This is a genomic window from Sphingomonas sp. GW821-FHT10C01, assembly GCF_059415525.1.
In genome coordinates this window covers 65,329-83,755 of record NZ_JBWKNK010000005.1, presented here as the reverse complement: position 1 = coordinate 83,755, position 18,427 = coordinate 65,329, and the positions used below count along the sequence as shown (strand labels likewise).

The 18,427-nt window shown below is 62.4% G+C and carries 17 protein-coding genes and 1 tRNA gene; 10 read left to right on the top strand and 8 right to left on the bottom strand.

Features of this window, described 5'->3' with window-relative positions:
- Positions 1–165: 165 nt before the first annotated feature.
- Entirely contained in the window at positions 166–2,976 is a 2,811-nt protein-coding gene (gene traA, locus AC07M1_RS17835) for a Ti-type conjugative transfer relaxase TraA (protein WP_495163983.1), read from the bottom strand.
- A 172-nt stretch (positions 2,977–3,148) separates the two neighbouring features.
- Between traA and AC07M1_RS17830 the strand changes: the two genes are divergently transcribed.
- The 4 genes from AC07M1_RS17830 to AC07M1_RS17815 all read left to right on the top strand — a co-directional run bounded on the left by AC07M1_RS17830 (position 3,149) and on the right by AC07M1_RS17815 (position 4,511).
- The gene (locus AC07M1_RS17830; RefSeq protein WP_495163982.1) at positions 3,149–3,472 is read left to right on the top strand and encodes a conjugal transfer protein TraD; all 324 of its coding nucleotides are present in this window, start codon (positions 3,149–3,151) and stop codon (positions 3,470–3,472) included.
- Between the two features lie 16 nt (positions 3,473–3,488).
- The gene (locus AC07M1_RS17825) at positions 3,489–3,701 is read left to right on the top strand and encodes a conjugal transfer protein TraD (RefSeq protein ID WP_495163981.1); all 213 of its coding nucleotides are present in this window, start codon (positions 3,489–3,491) and stop codon (positions 3,699–3,701) included.
- Between the two features lie 105 nt (positions 3,702–3,806).
- A complete protein-coding gene (locus tag AC07M1_RS17820; protein WP_495163980.1) occupies positions 3,807–4,298 on the top strand; it encodes a Ros/MucR family transcriptional regulator in 492 nt (163 codons plus the stop codon).
- Between the two features lie 42 nt (positions 4,299–4,340).
- Positions 4,341–4,511, top strand: coding sequence for a DUF6771 family protein (locus AC07M1_RS17815; protein WP_495163979.1), 171 nt, complete (start codon positions 4,341–4,343; stop codon positions 4,509–4,511).
- A gap of 21 nt (positions 4,512–4,532) precedes the next feature.
- On the opposite strand, the gene AC07M1_RS17810 is transcribed toward AC07M1_RS17815, so the two are convergent.
- Entirely contained in the window at positions 4,533–5,435 is a 903-nt protein-coding gene (locus AC07M1_RS17810; RefSeq protein WP_495163978.1) for a HEPN domain-containing protein, read from the bottom strand.
- A gap of 67 nt (positions 5,436–5,502) precedes the next feature.
- Complete coding sequence (locus AC07M1_RS17805) at positions 5,503–6,384, bottom strand: ArdC family protein (RefSeq protein ID WP_495163977.1); 882 nt, start codon at positions 6,382–6,384, stop codon at positions 5,503–5,505.
- Between the two features lie 495 nt (positions 6,385–6,879).
- Between AC07M1_RS17805 and AC07M1_RS17800 the strand changes: the two genes are divergently transcribed.
- Together AC07M1_RS17800 and AC07M1_RS17795 are read left to right on the top strand one after the other, a co-directional pair.
- Positions 6,880–7,089: a helix-turn-helix transcriptional regulator gene (locus AC07M1_RS17800; RefSeq protein ID WP_495163976.1), complete on the top strand. Its 210-nt coding sequence runs from the start codon at positions 6,880–6,882 to the stop codon at positions 7,087–7,089.
- Positions 7,090–7,257: 168 nt separating this feature from the next.
- Complete coding sequence (locus AC07M1_RS17795; protein WP_495163975.1) at positions 7,258–7,947, top strand: type 1 glutamine amidotransferase domain-containing protein; 690 nt, start codon at positions 7,258–7,260, stop codon at positions 7,945–7,947.
- Between the two features lie 44 nt (positions 7,948–7,991).
- Here the strand turns inward: AC07M1_RS17795 and AC07M1_RS17790 are convergent, their stop codons facing one another.
- Positions 7,992–8,399: a MerR family transcriptional regulator gene (locus tag AC07M1_RS17790; RefSeq protein ID WP_495163974.1), complete on the bottom strand. Its 408-nt coding sequence runs from the start codon at positions 8,397–8,399 to the stop codon at positions 7,992–7,994.
- Positions 8,400–8,484: 85 nt separating this feature from the next.
- Between AC07M1_RS17790 and AC07M1_RS17785 the strand changes: the two genes are divergently transcribed.
- Genes AC07M1_RS17785 through AC07M1_RS17775 form a run of 3 tightly spaced genes read left to right on the top strand, consistent with a single transcriptional unit; the run spans position 8,485 to position 12,126 of the window.
- Positions 8,485–9,738, top strand: a complete 1,254-nt coding sequence (locus AC07M1_RS17785; RefSeq protein WP_495163973.1) for an NADH:flavin oxidoreductase/NADH oxidase family protein — start codon at positions 8,485–8,487, stop codon at positions 9,736–9,738.
- 37 nt (positions 9,739–9,775) lie between these two features.
- The gene (locus AC07M1_RS17780) at positions 9,776–10,684 is read left to right on the top strand and encodes a hypothetical protein (RefSeq protein ID WP_495163972.1); all 909 of its coding nucleotides are present in this window, start codon (positions 9,776–9,778) and stop codon (positions 10,682–10,684) included.
- A 23-nt stretch (positions 10,685–10,707) separates the two neighbouring features.
- A complete protein-coding gene (locus AC07M1_RS17775) occupies positions 10,708–12,126 on the top strand; it encodes a coniferyl aldehyde dehydrogenase (RefSeq protein ID WP_495163971.1) in 1,419 nt (472 codons plus the stop codon).
- A 75-nt stretch (positions 12,127–12,201) separates the two neighbouring features.
- Here AC07M1_RS17775 and AC07M1_RS17770 read toward each other — a convergent pair whose 3' ends face one another.
- The 4 genes from AC07M1_RS17770 to AC07M1_RS17755 form a co-directional block, all read right to left on the bottom strand.
- The gene (locus AC07M1_RS17770) at positions 12,202–13,038 is read right to left on the bottom strand and encodes an alpha/beta fold hydrolase (RefSeq protein ID WP_495163970.1); all 837 of its coding nucleotides are present in this window, start codon (positions 13,036–13,038) and stop codon (positions 12,202–12,204) included.
- A gap of 573 nt (positions 13,039–13,611) precedes the next feature.
- A complete protein-coding gene (locus AC07M1_RS17765; protein WP_495163969.1) occupies positions 13,612–15,222 on the bottom strand; it encodes a right-handed parallel beta-helix repeat-containing protein in 1,611 nt (536 codons plus the stop codon).
- Positions 15,223–15,429: 207 nt separating this feature from the next.
- Positions 15,430–16,647: a tyrosine-type recombinase/integrase gene (locus tag AC07M1_RS17760; protein ID WP_495163968.1), complete on the bottom strand. Its 1,218-nt coding sequence runs from the start codon at positions 16,645–16,647 to the stop codon at positions 15,430–15,432.
- 150 nt (positions 16,648–16,797) lie between these two features.
- Positions 16,798–16,873: transfer RNA gene (locus AC07M1_RS17755), tRNA-Thr, on the bottom strand.
- Positions 16,874–17,042: 169 nt separating this feature from the next.
- On the opposite strand from AC07M1_RS17755, the gene AC07M1_RS17750 reads away from it, so the two are divergent.
- Positions 17,043–18,320 (top strand): PAS domain-containing protein, encoded by a 1,278-nt coding sequence (locus AC07M1_RS17750; RefSeq protein ID WP_495163967.1) that lies wholly within the window; start codon positions 17,043–17,045, stop codon positions 18,318–18,320.
- Positions 18,321–18,427: the final 107 nt, after the last annotated feature.

The following is an 18,427-nucleotide window of genomic DNA, read 5'->3' as shown; positions in this document are numbered from 1 at the left end:
TCGCAATCGTCACGCCGCGAAGCCAGCTTTGACCCGACAGCTCGCACAAACGGCCAGACGGCTTACCACCCAATAGCGGCCGCCAGATCGTAGTCTGAACGAACGGCGGGTTCGGGATCGCCCACCGGGTCCTCGAACGACTGGAATGAAGGCGCATAGCTGCCGCTATATGCCAATATTGAGCCCCCTCCTCCGACCCATCTCTACCATGGCCGCAAGACTCTGGCCGAGGCTGCGCCCTGGCATTTCCGGAAGCTTGAGCTCCACGCGTCGGTTGCGAAGGATCGACTCCATCTGAGGATCGCGCTCAAGCGACTTCGCCATACCGATCATAGTGTCGGCAACGCCTCGAGCGCGCGAAGTCTCATGATCGAGCAGCAGCGAGCGCCGCAACTGGTCAAGTGCCTGCCAGCGTCGCACGAACGTGTCGGCGCGGAGCTGCGGATCCACACGTTGCCTGGCTTCATGCTGCATCGCTTTGATCGCGTTACCGGAGTTCCCTGCTGCAGCCTCCTCGATCAGCTTGTGATCGACCGACATTGCCGCCTCAAGATCGATCCGCGCGTTCGGGCGGATCGCGTCCAGCGCATTGCGGCTACCGTTCAGCTCGGCCCGTTGCACTGGGGTATATGGTTCGCCGATTGAGTATGAGAACCGTATCTCGCGAACGATCCGCGCATGGCGCATAACCGCCGCCGGCAGCTGGTCTTCCGCCCTGACGCGTTCCGGCTTCTTCGTCTCAGGACGCCGGTCATTCAAGCCAAGCTCGAGTTGAACAGGTCTCGGCCGGACATGGCCTCTCACCATGTCCTTGCCGCGCTCGCGCGCCAAGGTGCGTACTAGCCTCGCCTCATCGGCGAAATCGTCGCGGCCATAGTGAAGATCAACGGCCTCGCGCTGCCGCGACAGCGCGACATAGGCGGCGTGCCGATCGAGTCCCGGCGTTGCCAGCACATGCACACGATCAACGGTCATGCCCTGCGCCTTGTGCACGGTTGCAGCATAGCCGTGATCGATGTGAGTATAGTTCTTGATGTCGAACGCAACCGCGCGCCCATCGTCGAGCATCACTGCCATTCGCGCGGCGTTGATATTGTCGACACGACCGAGCGAGCCGTTCTTCACGCCCAGACTGCGCTCGTTACGCAGGAACATCACACGGTCACCGGTGGCGAACACCCGCGCACCGCGCTCGGTACGAACCGCGACATCCTCGCCAAGCTCGCCGCCTGAACGCAGCCGCTCGCGTGCCGCGATGTTGAGCGCGCGAACCTCGTCATTGGTGTGCGTCAGGATGATCCGGGTGGAGCCCGGCGAGGCGGTGCGATCCCGATCCCAATGCTCGATCAGTTCGCCTCTCGCCTGATCGCGCGTGTCGGCTGCGTGAATGCGCCCGCGTTCTTCATACACCGCGAGCGCTTCTGCCGTTCGGCCAGTCGCGAGCTGGCGGGTCGCATTACGCTGCCAGTCCTCGCGTTGGCGGCGGATGTCGGTAACTTCGACATGACCATAGCGCTCGGTGATTGATCGGAACGCTGCGCCGGCCTCGATCGCCTGAAGCTGCTCAGGATCGCCAACCAGCACGAGCTTGGCGCCGCGCTTCTCGACCTCCCGGACAATCCGTTCCATCTGCCGGGTGCCGATCATCCCTGCTTCATCGATCACCAGCACATCGCGATTGGTCAGCAGCTCGCGATCCTGTCCCCATTGATGCTCAAGGCTCGCCAGCGTCCGTGAGGCAATGCCGGAACCCTTCTCCAGATTCTCAGCGGCAATGCCCGACAGCGCCGCGCCATGGACGCGGTAACCCGCGTGTTCCCACGCTTCGCGTGCCAGGCCCAATGTGGTCGATTTGCCGGTACCGGCATAGCCGATGATGATCCCGAGATCGCGCCCCTGCACGACATGGCGAAGCGCGCCCTCCTGCTCCGGTCCCAGAATCAGCCCGTCACGCGCGGCCTTGGCCAATATCCGATCGCTCGCCGGCGCCGGCAGACTGTGCTCGATCCGTCCGGCAACGCGGTCGGTCTCCTGCTCAAGCCGAAGTTCGATCTGAAGCATCTCGTGCGAGGTGAAGCGTTGCTCGCCGCGTCCGTCCTTGCCGAGTGCCACCAACTCGGGCGCGGCTTTCACCGCCGCCATGATGCGATCGAACTGCTCCTTCCCTTCGCTGTGGCGGTGCACAAACATCGCCAGATCGCGAGTGGTGAAGGTCGCCTGGCTGTGGGTGATCGCGTCAATCGCCAAAGCCGGGTTTGCCAGCAGCTTCTCGCCATTGGCGCGTGCGATGGCGTGATGCTCTTCGAGCCGCTCCGACGCCAGGCCCTGCGCCGCCATGCGCGAAGCGGCCGGGCCAATCTTGTGCTGCGGCTCGAGATCGATCCCTTGGGCTTCAAGCGAGCGGTGATCGATGCGCGCATCGATATCGAGTTCAACGAGACGTTGGTTGACGTGCTCGGCCCAACGCTCGCGCCATTTCTCCAGCAGGTCAGTGCGGTTCCAGTCGCGGTTCTTCTTGCCGAACCCGTCCTCACCGACTTCCCGGAGCGTCAGCATCACATGCGCGTGCGGCTTGGTCAGACCATCGGCGCCGACATCCCAATGCACATTGAGATCGGCGATCATGCCGCGCTCGACGAACTCGTGCCGAACAAACTCGCGGGCGAGTTCAATCCCTTGTTTCTCGGATAGCTCGCGCGGGATCGCGAACTCGACCTCGCGCGCCAGCTGCGAGTCGATCCGTTTCTCGGCAGCCTCGACCGCGTTCCAGAGTTTCGCGCGATCGGAGAGGTGCTCCGGCGCGCCGTCTGGCAGCATCACTTCAGAGTGGCCGACGCCGGCCTTGTTCGAGAAGTCGTGATGGCGATCGAGCCGCTCGTCATAGAGCCGCGATGCTGAGCGATAGGCAGCGGACGCCAGCGCTGACGATCCGTTGGCGCGGGAAATGATCTTGGCGGAGAAGTGGTAGATCGCCATGGCGACCACACCATCTACACTTCGCAAGCCACGTCGGCACGACGTATAAGCGCGCCCTCGAAAGAATTCATCTTCCTCGGGACCGGCGAATCCCAATGCGTTTCAAGGGATTTACGCTGATCGAGCGCACCGATAACTGGACCGTCCTCATTGCACAATGAAGGACACATCCATGCGCAAACCCCGCGACTATGATGCCGAGCTCAAGGCACTCGATGACAAGGCCAAGCGTCTCAAGGCCCGCAAGCTCCAGCAGCTCGGCGAGTTGGTGATCGCGTGCGGCGCCGATGCGCTGCCGCTCGACCAGCTCGCCGGCGCGCTGCTCGGCGCAGCGGCGAACAATGACCTTGTGACGCGGGAGAACTGGCGCAAGCGCGGCGCCGCCTTCTTTCAAGGAACGCGCGGCAATGGCGACAGCGCTCGTGGCCACGCGCGCGGCGCTGCGCCGCGCGACGAGTGCGCGCAACCGGCTTCAGTTAAGCCGGGCGCGGCATGACACACGCGTCTGGGCGGTGAAACGCCGCGAACGCACGCGCCAACTCATCGAGCTCGGCGGTCTCGTCGCCAAGGCAGGCCTCGTCGAGCTGACCGATGACGATCGCGCGGTGATCTTCGGGCTGCTTGTCGCTGGCGCTGCGACGCTGCGCAGCGAACAGCGCGATGAGGCGCTTGTACTTTGGCGCCGCCGCGGCAAACGCGCGTTCGACGAGGCGGCGAGCGATTGAGCAAGGGCACGCGGGTCGACAGCAACAATTGATCCACTATGGATATAAAGGATCCGCAAGATGCTTGCGGCTATCCCCGCGAATTCACGCTGCTGGAGAATATCATTGTCCGACGAAACGACGCTCAATCCCGTCGAGCTTGCCACTGAACTGACGATTGCCTGGCTCGGCAATCAGAACAACCGCGTTGTCGCCGACGAAGTCCCGGCGTTTCTGCGCACGATGCACGCGACGCTAACTGAACTGTCGAGCGGCACGTCGAGCGAAGCTGTTGCTGAAGAAGCGCCTTCAGCTGAATTCACGCCCGCAGTGTCCGTGCGCAAGTCGCTGGGCTCGAAGGACCACATTATCTCGCTGATCGACGGCAAACCCTATCGTACGCTGCGTCGTCATCTTTCGACGCACGGCCTGACGCCCGAAGAATATCGCGCGCGCTATAATCTCAAGCCCGATTATCCGATGGTCGCCGAGAATTACTCAGCGCAGCGGCGCGAAATGGCGAAGAAGATCGGGCTTGGCAGCAAGGGTCGCGGTGGCCAGCCGAAGGCCGCGACGACGAGCGCTCCTGCCCCGCGCGGGCGCGCCAAGAAAGGCTGATATTGCCGGGCTGACCCAAGCGGCGCATAGGCTGGGCAGATGATGAGTACCGAGCTTCTCGATATCGTTCATGCTGTCGTTGCCAAGGCGCCGATATGGGTCCGGCAGGACCTCCTCTCCAAGGACGCACTGGTACGCGAGCGGGCCGAGGAAGCGCTGGCCGCGATGATCGCCAGCGCGCTCGAAGAAAAGCAACCGCACAAGGCGACTTAGAAAAGGTGCGAGCGCCGCGCGTCAGTCGCGCGGCGCGAGCCGTTCCTCACAGACCGCGCGCACGAGATTGCGCAATACGGTGATGCGCTCGGCGAGCCAGCTCAGCTCCTCGGCGGTGATCTTGTAGTGGGGCGAGTATCGCGCGTTCACATAGGCTTGGCGCAGCAGCTCGAACCGGCGCCGTGTTGTCTTGTCGTCGCGCGGCCATGCCTCAATCAACGCTGGTGCCATGTCTTCAGCGCGCGAGCGGAGGAAGTTCAACTTGTGCGACTTCGGGCTGTAGAGCGACAGCACGAGCAGCGTGCAATGGTAGAGCCGTTCAGCCGCCTGATGCAGCATGAATGCCGCATCGCGATAGACTTCGTTCTGAACGCTGGCTTCCGCTAGTTTGATGGCGTGCTCACCAAGCGGGTACCAGTAGTCGAAGTGCTTCTGTGCCTCAGCCCGCGCGTCATCCTCGGGCAAGTTCTGCGGTGCGACAAACGGGAACCCTTCGGCCTCGTAGAGTGCGATGCCCTGCCGCAGAATATCGACGAAGAATGGCCGCCCGCGCTCGAGCTGCTTGTTCACATCCGCAAGCGTGTGGACGATGAAGTTGACCGGCGCGCTCAAGGCCTGGGCGATGGTCACCTCGCGCATCAGCCGGTCGTCGGCTGCCGCCCAATATTCGACGACATCGGTCAGCCGCTCGTCGTTGACGACGACGAGGATATCGTAGTCGGAGTGATAGCCACCGACCGGATCATCGACCCAGTCGCCCCGCGCATAGGAACCGAACAACACGAGCTTGAGGATGCGTGCGGCCTTGCGCTTGGGATCGGTGGTGCGCGCGGTGATCTCCGCGAATTCCTCGAACAGGATACGCACGACTTCACGCAGTTCGCGCTGCTTGGCGTGGGGCAGATGATCGAGGTCGGTTCGCATGGGATTGCTCCTAGCTTTGGCTGGCGCGAACCGGAAGGCAAGGCCAATCCGGTCCGGCCGCATCCCTTCATAGCGGATCGGCGCAGCCAAGCAGCCAGTCGGCAGCCTTGCCCGCTGCGCTTGCCGCGCGGAAGATTGCGCGCTCGTCCTCGCGCAGCACCGCGAGCCATGCGCCGACATAATCGGCATGCCGCACGGTCGGCGCGATGCCGAGCGAAGCGCAGGTGAACGCGCTCGCCATCTCGGCGACCAGTTCCTCGCGGGCGTAATCCGGGCTGCCAAAGCTGCCGCGCTGATCGCGGTTGAGGCGGCTCCTGTGCCCGGTCCAATGGCCCAGCTCATGGAAGGCAGTGCGATACCAGTTGATCGGATCGTCAAAGGCATGCGGTGGCGGCACCTGCACATGATCGCTGGCAGGTGAATAATAGGCCTCGCTTCCTCCGATCCGGAATGTGGCCCCGTTGGCGCGGATCAGTTCGTACGCGATCGGGGCCAGCTCTTCTTCGCTGACTGGCTCGGGATCAGCCGTGAAGCACGCCTCCAGCCCCTCGCACTGCTCGATGTTGAACACGGTGAAGCGCTTGAGGAACGCAACCTGCCTTGCCTCGCGATCCTCGTCGCGCGCGCGGGCTTCCTCCTCCTTGGGCGTGAAACGGTCGGCATAGCAGACAGCGATCCCCTTCTCGCCCCTTCGCACGCTGCCTCCTGCGGCCTGTGCCTGGCGGTATGTCAGCCATTGCTGCGAGCGATAGCCCTGCTCCACAACCTGCGCCCACAGGATCAGCACATTGATCCCCGAATAGCGGCGCCCGGTCACTGCGTTGCGCGGCATGGTGCAGCCGCATTTGGCGTTGTCCCACGGCTGGACCCAGGGCAGCCTCCCCTGCTCGAGCTCGGCAATCACCCGCTCGGTCACCTGCGCATAGATGCTCTTGCGATCGGTCTCCATCGTTCCACTCCTTCCTGATCACCGCACCCGGCGCCGGAATGGCGGGGTGGGCGGCAGGAGCGGACCCATGGGTCCCGCCGAGGAAGGCGGGCTGCACCCGAAGGGCTGCAACGAAGTGGAAGACCCGGCAACGCCGGGTTGCGGCACGCCGCGGCGGGATCAAAGGGCAGCGACGCCCACCCCGCCAAACCGATGCCGGAGGCGCCAACGCCATCGCGATCACGCGATGTCGATTGGCCGGCGCACATGCGCCGGCACCCGCGCCAGCCGGCCGTCACCCGGATGGGCCGAGACCTGGGATCAGTGCTCGGTGCCGCGCAGCGGCATAGGACGCGGTCTCGCCTGTGGCGAGAGACGCCACCTCGAACCTACGTTTATGAAGCAGCTCGAAGCGCCTGGAGGAATCTACGGCCCCTGCCCCTTGTCCTGGGCCTGCACTGTCTCAATCCTTGTCGTCGGGGCGCCAATGCACAGCAAGCCATGCAGGACCATGCCATGACGACCGAAGCGCCTGATCGCATCCTTCGCATCAACACCGTACTTGAGCGAACCGGCCTCACCCGCTCGACACTCTATCGCAAGATCAACGACGGCACGTTCCCGAGACAGGTAGCGATCAGCAGCCGCTGCGCAGGATGGCGCGAGTCTGCGGTGAACGATTGGATGCGCAATCCGATGTTCTACCGCGTGGAGGCACAGCCCTAATGCCCGCTTAGCGCCCTCATTGCGGTCGTTCGATCAGCTGAGGCAGGCTTCCAAAAGCAGTCATTGGACAAAACGGGATCGGCTTGACCTTAAAGTATAGTTTAATGCCATGATGGCTGTTGAGCAAATATCGTCCATTCGGGCCGATGGCGATTGTCAGGAAGGCCGATGACCAAGCGCATCCTCCATGTCGTCAGCAACGTGGCGCATTATGACGACCCGTCCCATCCGACCGGATTATGGCTCTCGGAATTGACACACGCCTGGGACGTGTTCGCCGAGCGGGGCTTCGAGCAACGCATCGTCAGTCCCAAGGGCGGGCAGTCGCCGTTGGAGCCGCGTGCGCTGAAATGGCCGCTGCTGGATATGTCAGCCAGAGCCTGGTTGGGAGATCCGGCGCGCATGGCCCTTCTGGCCACGACCGCCCGGCCCGACGAAATCGATCCGGCCGAGTTCGACGCTATCTATTTTACCGGCGGTCACGCCGTGATGTGGGACTTTCCCGATAGCGAAGGGCTGCAGGCGATCGCGCGTGCGATCTGGGAGCAGGGCAAGGTGGTTTCAGCCGTCTGCCACGGCTATTGCGGACTGCTCAACGTGCGGCTGTCGGACGGATCGCTGCTGGTGGCGGACCGGCAGATCACTGGCTTTTCGTGGACTGAGGAAGTGCTGGCGGGCGTCGCCAAGTTCATGCCGTACAACGCAGAAGCCGAAATGATCCGCCGCGGGGCCGATTACCGGAAGGCGCTGCTACCCTTCGTATCCTATGTCGCCACCGACGGGCGGCTGCTGACCGGCCAGAATCCCTTCTCTGCGAAGGCGACGGCCGCCAAAGTCGCCGCAGTGCTCCGGGCCTAACGTCTTCGCTACGATCGGCAGGCGCTCTTTACGCCGATCGTCGATCACTCTCTTACCAGCAGCCTCGACAGGACGCGGCGCGCATTGGTGGCACAGTCGATATCGTCGGGTCGCGCTTCAATTTCCTCGATCACGGTGACGAGCTGCGCCTTGCTATGTGCAAGCCGCGCTTCGAGCGACCCGATATCGTCGACCTTGCGTCGCAGCGTGCTGAGCAAGGCGTCGTGATCCCAATGCTCGGAATCGCCAGGCAGCAGCACGCGAATCTCATCGAGACTGAATCCCGCAGATTGCGCAGTCGCGATCAACTCGAGGATGACAAGCGCTTCTCGCGGATAGACGCGATAACCATTCGATCGGCGGTCCACCGCCTTCAGCAATCCGATCTTCTCGTAGAAGCGGATGCGCGACGGAGCGAGGCCGCTGCGGTCGGATAGCTCGCCAATCTTCATCTTCAGATCCCATAGATTCACTCTTGACCTTGAACTTAACTCAAAGGTTACACGCATGCCAAGTTGATTTTCCCGGAGTCGAAAAATGTCCCTGTTTTCACCGCTGGCGCTGCCCAATGGCGCCGTCATCCCGAACCGAATCGCCAAGGCTGCCATGGAAGAGAACATGGCGGACGACGATCACGCGCCGTCTGACGAACTGATCCGCCTGTATCGCGCCTGGGGTGCGGGCGGCGCCGGTCTGATCATCACCGGTAATGTGATGATCGATGCCCGTGCGATGACCGGTCCTGCCGGCGTCGTGCTCGAAGACGATCAGCACCTCGATCGATTCCGCGTCTGGGCCAAGGCGGCGCGCACGTCGGGCGCTCAGGTCTGGATCCAGATCAATCACCCTGGCCGTCAGATGCCTGCATCGATGGGACAGGAAACCGTTGCGCCGTCCGCGCTCGCGATGGATCTGGGCGCACAGTCGAAGATATTCCCGATGCCGCGCGCGATGACCGAAGCGGAAATCGCCGATGTTCAGCGCCGGTTTGCGACCGCGGCGAAGCTCGCCGAGCGCGCGGGTTTTACCGGCGTCGAGGTTCACGCCGCGCACGGCTACCTGCTCAGCCAGTTCCTGTCGCCGCTGGCTAATCACCGGACCGACCAATGGGGCGGTAGCCTCGAGAATCGTGCGCGTCTGTTGCTCGATATCGTACGCGATATCCGTAAGCAGGTTTCGCCTGGGTTCGCGGTGTCGGTGAAGCTCAACTCCGCCGATTTCCAGCGTGGAGGTTTCTCTCCCGAGGATGCTCGGGAGGTCGTGGCAATGCTGGCGCCGCTCGGTGTCGATCTCGTCGAGCTGTCCGGCGGCAGCTACGAGGCACCGGCGATGATGGGCGCATCGCGTGACGAACGCACGCTTGCACGCGAAGCCTATTTCCTGGAATTCGCTCGCGAGATAGCGGCGGTCGCGACCATGCCGCTGATGGTGACCGGCGGCATCCGTCGGCGCGCGGTCGCGGAGGCCGTGATCGAAAACGGTGTCGCGATGGCCGGGATCGCGACCGCTATCGCGATTCAACCCGACCTGCCGAAGCGTTGGTCCCAGGGCGGTAACGACGCGCCAGCACTGAAGCCCATCACCTGGAAGAACAAGCCGCTCGCGTCCTCGGCGCACATGTCGGCGGTTCGCTACCAGCTTGCCCGGCTGAGCAAGGGCCGGCGTACCGCGCCTAACGTGTCGCCGATATGGGCGCTGGTTACCGCCCAGCTGGCAGCGAAGCGATGGGCGAAGCGCTACCGGCAATGGATCGTCGAGCGGAAGGCCGGGGCACACGCCTCCCACCCCTGATCCTATCCAGATTCAAATTTGCAAGGACGCCATGACAATGGACGGGCAATTCTCAGAGGTCGAGTTTGCGGGCCAGAAGGTGTTGGTGCCTGAAGGTGGCTATTATGATCGCTTTCGGTCCAACCCCGACCTCGATGAGGTGGCGCGCGACCCGGCGACAGGCAATATCGGCTGGTTCCGCCGCATTCCGAAGCAGCGGATCGAATCCCGCGTCGGTCCCGTGTGGGCACCCAATTTCTACTATCGCAGCAGCAGCATCCAGTTGCTGATGGCAGCCCCGATTGATCGTATTCGCGGGATGCTGCCGCAACCGCTGGAGCCGCTGCGCGCATGGCCGGGCCACGGCCTGGTGGCGCTGACCTTCTTCTCCTATGCGGTTTGCGATAACGATCCCTATGACGAAGTGTCGATCGCGGCGGTGGTGCGCCGTCCCGGCGTGCGGAGTACAAACCTCGCCGAACTGCTCTGGCAGGTGCGGCGGCGCAGTTTCTTCGCGCACGTCCTGGCTCTGCCAGTGACCACCGAGATCGCGCGCGTGCGCGGCGTGCTCGGCTATCAGTTGCCCAAATGGAGGACCGGCATTGCCGTTGATATCGGCGCCGATGTGCGCGCGAGCATCGCCGCCACCGACGGGACGCCCGACCTGACCCTTGCGGCACCTTTGCCGACGTTCCGTGAGTTTCCCACACAGTCGCGCATGGGCAGCAGCACGATGATCCATCAGGTCGATGGCCACTGGCATCGCACGACCGTGCAATCCAACACGCTGTCCTTCGCGCAGCGCCGCATGCCCCGCGACGTCACGCTGATGCGCCACGGCGGGCCGATGAGCGACCTGCTCAACGGCCTTGGCGCCTCCCGCATGCTGCAGTTCGACGTCGTCCGGGACGCGCAACTCGTCCTCAACATGCCGGTCCGGCTCAATGTCCCGGGATTCGAGACATGACCGCCGTCAGTACGGAAACTGGTGTGAGCGATTTCGCCGAAGCGATGGCGGCGGTGCTCGCCGGGCAACGCGCGGCGTTCATTCGCGACGGAGCGCCGACCGCGCGCGACCGCAAGATGAAGTTGCGGCGCTTGCGTGCCGCTATCATTGCGCACCGTGCGGTGCTTGCTGAAGCGGTCAGCGCCGATTTCGGACACCGCTCCCGCTACGAAACCGAGATCATGGAGATCGTCGTCACGGTTCAGGCGATCGACTATCTGCTGCGTCACACCAAGCGTTTCATGAAGCCGGAGCGGCGGCATGTCGCCCTGACCTACAAGGCTGGCCGGGCTTATGTCGAATACCAGCCCAAGGGTGTGGTCGGGGTCATGGCGCCCTGGAACTACCCCTTCTCGCTGACGATGATCCCGTTGGCGACGGCCCTCGCCGCCGGCAATCGCGTGATGCTGAAGCCCTCCGAACTGACTCCGCGCACAAGCGAAGTGATCCGGGGGATGCTTGCAGAGGTGTTTTCCCCGGAGGAGGTGACGGTCGTCCTGGGAGGGCCGGATGCGGGAGCGGCGTTCAGCGGCCTGCCGTTCGACCATCTGCTGTTCACGGGCAGCACCAAAGTCGGCCGGCTGGTGATGAAGGCGGCCAGCGACAATCTGGTACCGCTCACGCTCGAACTGGGCGGGAAGAGTCCTGCGATCATCGCACGAGGCGCGGTGACCCCGCAGGCGGTCAAGAGCATCGTCTTCGGGAAACTGTCGAACGCCGGCCAGACCTGCATTGCCCCCGACTATCTGCTGCTCCACCGCGACGATCTGGACGCGTTCACGTCACTCTACGATGCGACCGTAGGCAAGGCATATCCGGATGGACCGACCGGCGCCGACTACAGCTCGATCGTGAACGACGGTCACTATGATCGATTGCAGGGCCTGCTCGACGACGCTCGGAACAATGGTGCCCGCATCGTCGAGATGGGACAAAAGCCAGCCACCGCGACTGACCGAATGAGGACGATTGCGCCGGCGCTGGTCATCGGCGCGCCCGACGATAGCGCGATCATGGAAGAGGAGATTTTCGGCCCGCTTCTTCCCGTCCGGACCTATGCCTCGATCGACGAAGTGATCGATTTCGTGAATGCACGCCCGCGACCGCTTGCGCTATATTATTTCGGACCGGAGGGCCCGGATCGGGATGCCGTGTTGAAGCGGACAACTTCCGGGAATGTCGGGGTCAACAACACTTTGCTGCATATCGCGCAGGACGATCTGCCTTTCGGCGGGGTCGGGCCGAGCGGCATGGGCGCCTATCACGGCATCGAGGGCTTTCGCGCGATGAGCCATGCGAAGGGCGTGTTCGCGCAGGGGCGTTGGAACATGGCCAATCTGCTTCGCGCGCCGTTCGGCAGGGTCACCGATTTTGCGGTGGCCTCAGTGCTGGGGCGCGGCTAGCGCGGCGCCAAGCCGGTCGCGGACCCTTTGCGGAGTTCCGCGACCGGTCTATCAGGATGGGGCTCGCCTGCGCGATTATCCGCGAATGAACTTCAGGATGTCGGCGTTGATCACGTCGGGATTGACCGTCAGCATCCCGTGCGAGAAGCCGGGATAGATGATCAGCGTGCTGTTCGGCAGCAGCTTGTCCTGCATGATCGCCCCGATCTTGTATGGCACGACTTGGTCATCGTCGCCCGCCAACACCAGCACCGGCACGGTGATCGCCTTCAGATCCTCGGTCTGGTCGGTTTCGGAAAACGCCTTGATGCCTTCGTAATTCGCCTTGGCGCTGCCCATCATGCCCTGACGCCACCAGTTCTCGATCACGCCTTGCGAAGGCGCCGCGCCCGGCCGGTTATAGCCGTAGAACGGACCCGCGGGGACATCGAGAAAGAACTGCGCCCGGTTGGCGGCGAGGGCGGCGCGGAACCCGTCGAACACCTCGACGGGCGTACCATCAGGATTGCCGTCGGTCTTCACCATCAGCGGCGGGACCGCGCTCACGAGCACAGCCTTCGCCACGCGCCCCTGCGGCTGGCCATGCTGCGCGACATAGCGTGCCACCTGGCCGCCACCGGTGGAGTGGCCGATATGAATGGCGTTCTTCAGGTCCAAGTGCTCGGCGACCGCCGAGGCGTCGGCCGCATAATGATCCATGTCGTGCCCATCGCTCACCTGGCTCGATCGGCCATGCCCGCGCCGGTCATGCGCGACGACCCGGAAGCCTTCGTTCAGGAAGAAGAGCATCTGGTTGTCCCAGTCGTCGGCACTCAGCGGCCAACCATGATGGAAATGGATGGGTTGAGCGTCCTTTGGGCCCCAGTCCTTGTAGAAGATCTCGGTTCCATCTGCGGTGGTTACGAACGGCATGTCAGGCCTCCTGCGGTGATTTTCGCGACGAGCCCAATGTAAGGTTGAACCTCGGTTTAGGGTCAAGAGCCAGGACGTCTTTGCCTTATCAATCAGGCGTGGCTTTCTCACAACTCAAACGCTCGCCAGCGGTCCCAGCAATATCCACAGCGGTCATTGCGGTTACGGTTTAGATTCGCCAATCAAATGTCGGACCGGCGATGTCGGCTTTGGTCGGATGCGATCCTGAAAACTGTCAGACGGCTAGCGGCCCAATTCCAGTCGTTCGGTTTCACCACATGTTTGGGATCCGGCCGTTGAGATCCGGCATACCTGTCGGACCATCACCTCAGAACGGACTAGGCCAGCCGGTCCACTCTCGGTGCGTTTGGCGACGTATTTCAGGCGGTGGATGACGCGAAAACGGACTGGCTGAGTTACTAGCGGTGATAGAGGCTTGTGGCCCCCATCACCGCTAGCTAAACGCGCGTTCTTTTTTGATTTCGGGTTTGGCGTCCAAGGTTGCTTGGACTGCGCTGTATCCTCTCTTCCTCCAGGTTGATCTCTGAGACTGCCGTCTCGCCGCTTAGGCCATCACGACGCGATCAGTCCGTGCGTGCGAAGACGAGCAAGGAGTTCGTTTAGGCAGGCGGTTGTGGAAGCTGCGTCAACAGCGTTGGCTACCGCTGCGCCCCGTTCACCCACGACCCGATGAGCGCCGACATTATACCCGCCGGCAGTTTGCATCATCGCTTCGGACTGCAACACCGTGCCGGCACCCTTGACAACGTAAGCAGCGGCGCTGGCATCTGTGACGAGGTTCCCCGCGATGAAATTATTGTTGCAGCCCGCATTTTCCTCGATGATCCCGTGCGTCATGCCGGAGTTGCTGTCGCTGACCCGGTTACTCGTGATGCTTGACCCCACCACCGAGATAAGACGAATGCCTGCGGCATAACCAGGGGTCACGCGTCCAGCTTGGGTGATGATGTTGGCGGATACCGCTATGTGATCACAAGAGCTCGCGGCGATTCCGTGCGTTCCCGCGCCGTTGATTGAGTTGCCAGAGAAAACCACGTTGCTTGAAGAGTCGATGACGATGCCGGCAAAGACCGAGTTTTTGGAAGAGTTGCCCGTCACTGAACCCGAAGCGAGGCGAGCGATTTCAATATCGACATAGCTGTTGGAGCAATTGTTGCCGGTCACGGTGATGCTTTCCTGCGGCGTTGCAGAGGCTCCACTACCAATGAAAATGCCACCGAGTGCGCAATGTCGAACAACATTGTTCGAAATGCTGGTGTCCCGAACCGTGCCAGTGTTCTGGCTGTAGCAAGTGATGCCCTTGCGGCTAGCGCCGATGACGCGGTTGCCGTTGACGATGGTGCCAACGCAATCGATGGCGTCGATCGCCTGCACGGTGATGCCGTGATCCTGGCTTGAAGTGCCACCGGAGAGAGTGGTCGGTCGCCCGCAATTGATAACCCGGTTTTCCGTGATCGAGCCATCACTCACCCCATCGAACAAGATGCCAGTCGCCCGCGAGTCGTGGATGTGGCAATTACGAACCGAGGCATCTGATCCCTGCCGAATATAGATGCCGAACATCGCGCCGGCATTGTCGCCATTGCAGTCGATCTCGAGACCCTCAATTTCGACGCCGACCGCGTCGTAGGAATGGAGCACGGCTCCGCCGGGCGCATAGGTCGCATTGTCGAGGCCGATCTTCGCATTTGCCTTGACTAGGATTCGGGCACCGCGCCCCCGCAGGCGCAACCCAGATGGGACAACCAACTCTGCCGAAACAAGATAGGTCTTGCCGGCTACGAAGTTAAGCAGCGCGCCAGCAGTTGCCACATAGTTGAACGCCATCTGCAGGGCCGCAGTGTCATCCGTATCGCCATTCCCCTTAGCCCCACCCGCAAACCGTGTGTCAGCTACCGAGAAGGCTTCCCGCAGCCTTTCATCGGTCGAACGGCCGTCAAAATTCACGCCCCGGGCCTTCTGCCGCACCCAAGCCCCAATGCTCAGCGCCGTGCTGTCGGCCTTGATGATGTTTTTATCATCAGCTTGCCCGGTGAAGTCGCCGAGGGTCCAGAAAAATGCGCCATCCTCGACAGCGGGGACCTGAACGAGGAAGGCAGTTCCTTCCGCCACTGACGAGGCCTTCAAAGTGGCCAGGCTGAAGTATGTGTTGTTAGAAGACATGGACAATCTCCGCAGGCCGGATCGGTCCGGCTCACGACGAAATTGCAGCCTAAATCCAACATGTATCCAACAATCGTCAGGTTATTGTTCAGAGTCTAATTGCGCTTTGATCGCTTCGGTAGACGCTGGTGTGCAACTATGTCCGTTTTCATGGTCTAGCGCACAAAAACCGCTAGTCCACAACCGGCCCAGTTTAAGCCACTGCGGTTATGCCCGTTTTCGAAACTTCCCCTTGATAACCGCGCCGCCGATGCGAAGCTGATCGAGGTAATCTGACCACCACTGCGCCATGCGAACCCTCTCCGCCCAATGAGCGCCGCGATGGTAGGCTGCACGAACCTTGTCCTTCTCACCATGGGCCAAGGCGCGCTCGATGGCGTCGGGGTGCCAAAGACCTGACTCATTAAGGAGAGTGCTGGCCATTGCGCGGAAGCCATGACTTGTCATTTCGTCGTGTTCGAATCCGAGGCGCCGGAGCGCGACATTCAATGTGTTATCCGAAAGGGGCCGCTTGGTTGTGTGAAGCGCCGGGAATAGAAACTCGCTCTCCCGGGCAAGCGACCGAAGATCCTGAAGAAGGTACAGCACCTGTCGAGACAACGGCACTGCGTGCGCCTGTTTCATCTTCATGCGTTCAGCCGGCACACGCCAAACCTTCTCTGCAAAATCGATCTCGCTCCATTTTGCCTGCCTCAGCTCACCCGGTCGTAGAAACACGTGGGGCGCAATCCTCAACGCATGAAGGGTCTCAGGCCGGCCTTGATAGCTATCGATTGCGCGAAGCAATTCTCCAACTTTTTTTGGCTCGACGATTGCCGGATGGTGTTTGACGCGAGGGACTGTGAGCGCGCCGCGCAAAATGTCCGCCGGATTGCGCTCCGTGCGCAACGTAGCGAAACCGTAGCGGAAGACGCGGCCCGCGAACGATCGTAGCCTGAGCGCGGTTTCGTGATGCCCGCGACGCTCGACACGCTTCAAAACGTCTAGAAGCTCGTGCGGTGTCACTGAGGCGATTGGGCGCTTCGCGATGCCGGCTAAGAGTTCGAGAAACCAGCGCGCCTTTTTGAGCGTCGCAGGCGACTTCCCTTCCCGCTCCATCTTCTGAATATATTCCTCGGCCACGAGCCCGAAGGTCGTCTGGGCCGCCAGTTCAGCCTTCAGGCGACGCTGGCGCTTCTCCTCAACTGGGTCGATGCCGTCGTCCAACTCGGCCTTCGCCTCATCGCGTTTTCTGCGAGCCTGGAGCAAGGAGACATCGGGGAAGCTTCCTAGCGAGAGCTTCCGCTCAATGCCGCAGCATCGGTAGCGAAAGCGCCAAAGCAGGGCCCCGGAAGGCTGCACCAGCAAATAGAGACCATCGGCATCAGCAACTTTATAGGGACGCTCAGCTGGTTTGAGCGCTCGAATCTGCACGACCGTAAGCATGGGGCCACGCCTCCTGCACTGTTCGTGGCCCCATGATTCGTGGCCCCTTTTGAGTGGGCCACGGCGGAACATAATGAGATTTCATGGAACCGCAGAATGGCATTTTACCGCAGATTTCTGCGGTTTTCTAGCACTGTTCTCGGTTTGAACTGGTGCCGCTTACAGGACTCGAACCTGTGACCCCCGCATTACGAATGCGATGCTCTACCAACTGAGCTAAAGCGGCCCTGCCGACGGAACCGCCGGTGGAAGGTGGCGGCGCTTACCAGCCTCTTTGCCGGCTGACAAGCGTTCGAAATACGCGCCGAAATCCCCGCGCATCTTTACGCAAGATTTACCATGCCATGCGCAGACTCGGCATGTTCGAGGGCATTGCCCCTCTGTGGAGCATGCGCATGGATACCCGCGGACTCGAAGACCGCCACCAAACCGACCACGACGACAATGGCGTCGGCGATTCGGATAACGGACGGCACCAACTCGAAATCGGTTCCGACGAGCGGCGGATGCACGTGCGCGCGTACAACCATTGGGTGTCGCTGCTGCGCGGACGCGCCTACCCCTCGATCGAGGACCTCGATCCGGAGAGCATCGCCGATTTCGGCCCGCACAGCGTGCTGCTCGATTTCAGCGGCGGGATCGAGAATCCGGCGATCCGCTACCTCGGCGCCTCGCTGCGCGAGGAATGCGGGGTCACCAGCCTGATCACGCATGTCGGCGAAGTGCCCAGTCGCTCGCTGCTCTCGCGCCTGACCGACCACTATCTTCAGATCATCGCCAATCGCTCGCCGATCGGCTTCGAGGCGGAGTTTGTCGGCCAGCGCGGTCATAACACGCTCTATCGCGGCATCCTGATGCCCTATTCCTCGGACGAGGACACGATCGACTTCATCTACGGCGTCATCAACTGGAAAGAGATGGTCGACGCCGAGACGCAGGCACGACTCGAGCGCGAGGTCGAGGAGGCCCGCCGCGCGGCGCCGCCGCCCGCAGCCGCCGCGCCGGTCTGGGCCGACGGCCCCAGCGCTCCGATTGCCGACGAGACGCCCGAACCCGCCGTCCCGCACGACGATGTCGCCGCGATCCCCGACACGCTCGCCGGACGCCTGCGGCTCGCGCGCGAAAGCGCCGCGATGGCGCGCGCCGCCGATACGCGCAGCCATGCGTCCCTCTATCGCGCGCTTTCGCGTGCCTATGATTTCGCCCGCGCCGCCGAATCGGACGAGGCGGACTATGCGGAACTGCTCTCCGAAGCATCGATTTCCGTCCAGGCCCGCGCGCCGATGACCGCGGCGGCAAAGCTCGTCTTCGGGCCCGACTATGACAAGACGCGCCTGACCGAATTCGCCGCGGTGATGAGCAACGCCCGTCGCAACGACGTGGCCGAGGGTGGGCTGGATGCCTTCCTCACCGCCGAACCCGGCGGGATCAAGGCGATCGTCAAGGCTGAGCGCGCGCTGCGCAAGCCCGCGCCCAAGCCCGATATCTACGCCCGCGCCGCGGAGGAACTGCGCAACCGTCCACCGCTCGCCCATGTCGAGATCGAGGCGGGTGATTCGGAGTTCGTCGTGTTGCTCGCCCGCGCTGGAAGCGATGGGATGCTCGATATTCTGGCCAAGGTGGACGGCGATGCGGCGTTCGCCGAACGCATCGTGCGTAAGGCCGCAGCCTGATTCGCCACCAATTTAGCTGACATCATCGGCACAGACTGCGCGCGCCCACGGGCGTCGCGCAGCTTTGTGTCGATTGTCACCGTTGACATCGCAACTTCGTCACAATT

Excerpts from the sequence above, each read along its gene's own strand:
- traA (WP_495163983.1), bottom strand. The coding sequence starts at position 2,976 with ATGGCGATCTACCACTTCTCCGCCAAGATCATTTCCCGCGCCAACGGA.
- AC07M1_RS17830 (WP_495163982.1), top strand. The coding sequence starts at position 3,149 with ATGCGCAAACCCCGCGACTATGATGCCGAGCTCAAGGCACTCGATGAC.
- AC07M1_RS17815 (WP_495163979.1), top strand. The coding sequence starts at position 4,341 with ATGAGTACCGAGCTTCTCGATATCGTTCATGCTGTCGTTGCCAAGGCG.
- AC07M1_RS17810 (WP_495163978.1), bottom strand. The coding sequence starts at position 5,435 with ATGCGAACCGACCTCGATCATCTGCCCCACGCCAAGCAGCGCGAACTG.
- AC07M1_RS17805 (WP_495163977.1), bottom strand. The coding sequence starts at position 6,384 with ATGGAGACCGATCGCAAGAGCATCTATGCGCAGGTGACCGAGCGGGTG.
- AC07M1_RS17800 (WP_495163976.1), top strand. The coding sequence starts at position 6,880 with ATGACGACCGAAGCGCCTGATCGCATCCTTCGCATCAACACCGTACTT.
- AC07M1_RS17795 (WP_495163975.1), top strand. The coding sequence starts at position 7,258 with ATGACCAAGCGCATCCTCCATGTCGTCAGCAACGTGGCGCATTATGAC.
- AC07M1_RS17790 (WP_495163974.1), bottom strand. The coding sequence starts at position 8,399 with ATGAAGATTGGCGAGCTATCCGACCGCAGCGGCCTCGCTCCGTCGCGC.
- AC07M1_RS17785 (WP_495163973.1), top strand. The coding sequence starts at position 8,485 with ATGTCCCTGTTTTCACCGCTGGCGCTGCCCAATGGCGCCGTCATCCCG.
- AC07M1_RS17780 (WP_495163972.1), top strand. The coding sequence starts at position 9,776 with ATGGACGGGCAATTCTCAGAGGTCGAGTTTGCGGGCCAGAAGGTGTTG.
- AC07M1_RS17770 (WP_495163970.1), bottom strand. The coding sequence starts at position 13,038 with ATGCCGTTCGTAACCACCGCAGATGGAACCGAGATCTTCTACAAGGAC.
- AC07M1_RS17765 (WP_495163969.1), bottom strand. The coding sequence starts at position 15,222 with ATGTCTTCTAACAACACATACTTCAGCCTGGCCACTTTGAAGGCCTCG.
- AC07M1_RS17760 (WP_495163968.1), bottom strand. The coding sequence starts at position 16,647 with ATGCTTACGGTCGTGCAGATTCGAGCGCTCAAACCAGCTGAGCGTCCC.
- AC07M1_RS17750 (WP_495163967.1), top strand. The coding sequence starts at position 17,043 with ATGGATACCCGCGGACTCGAAGACCGCCACCAAACCGACCACGACGAC.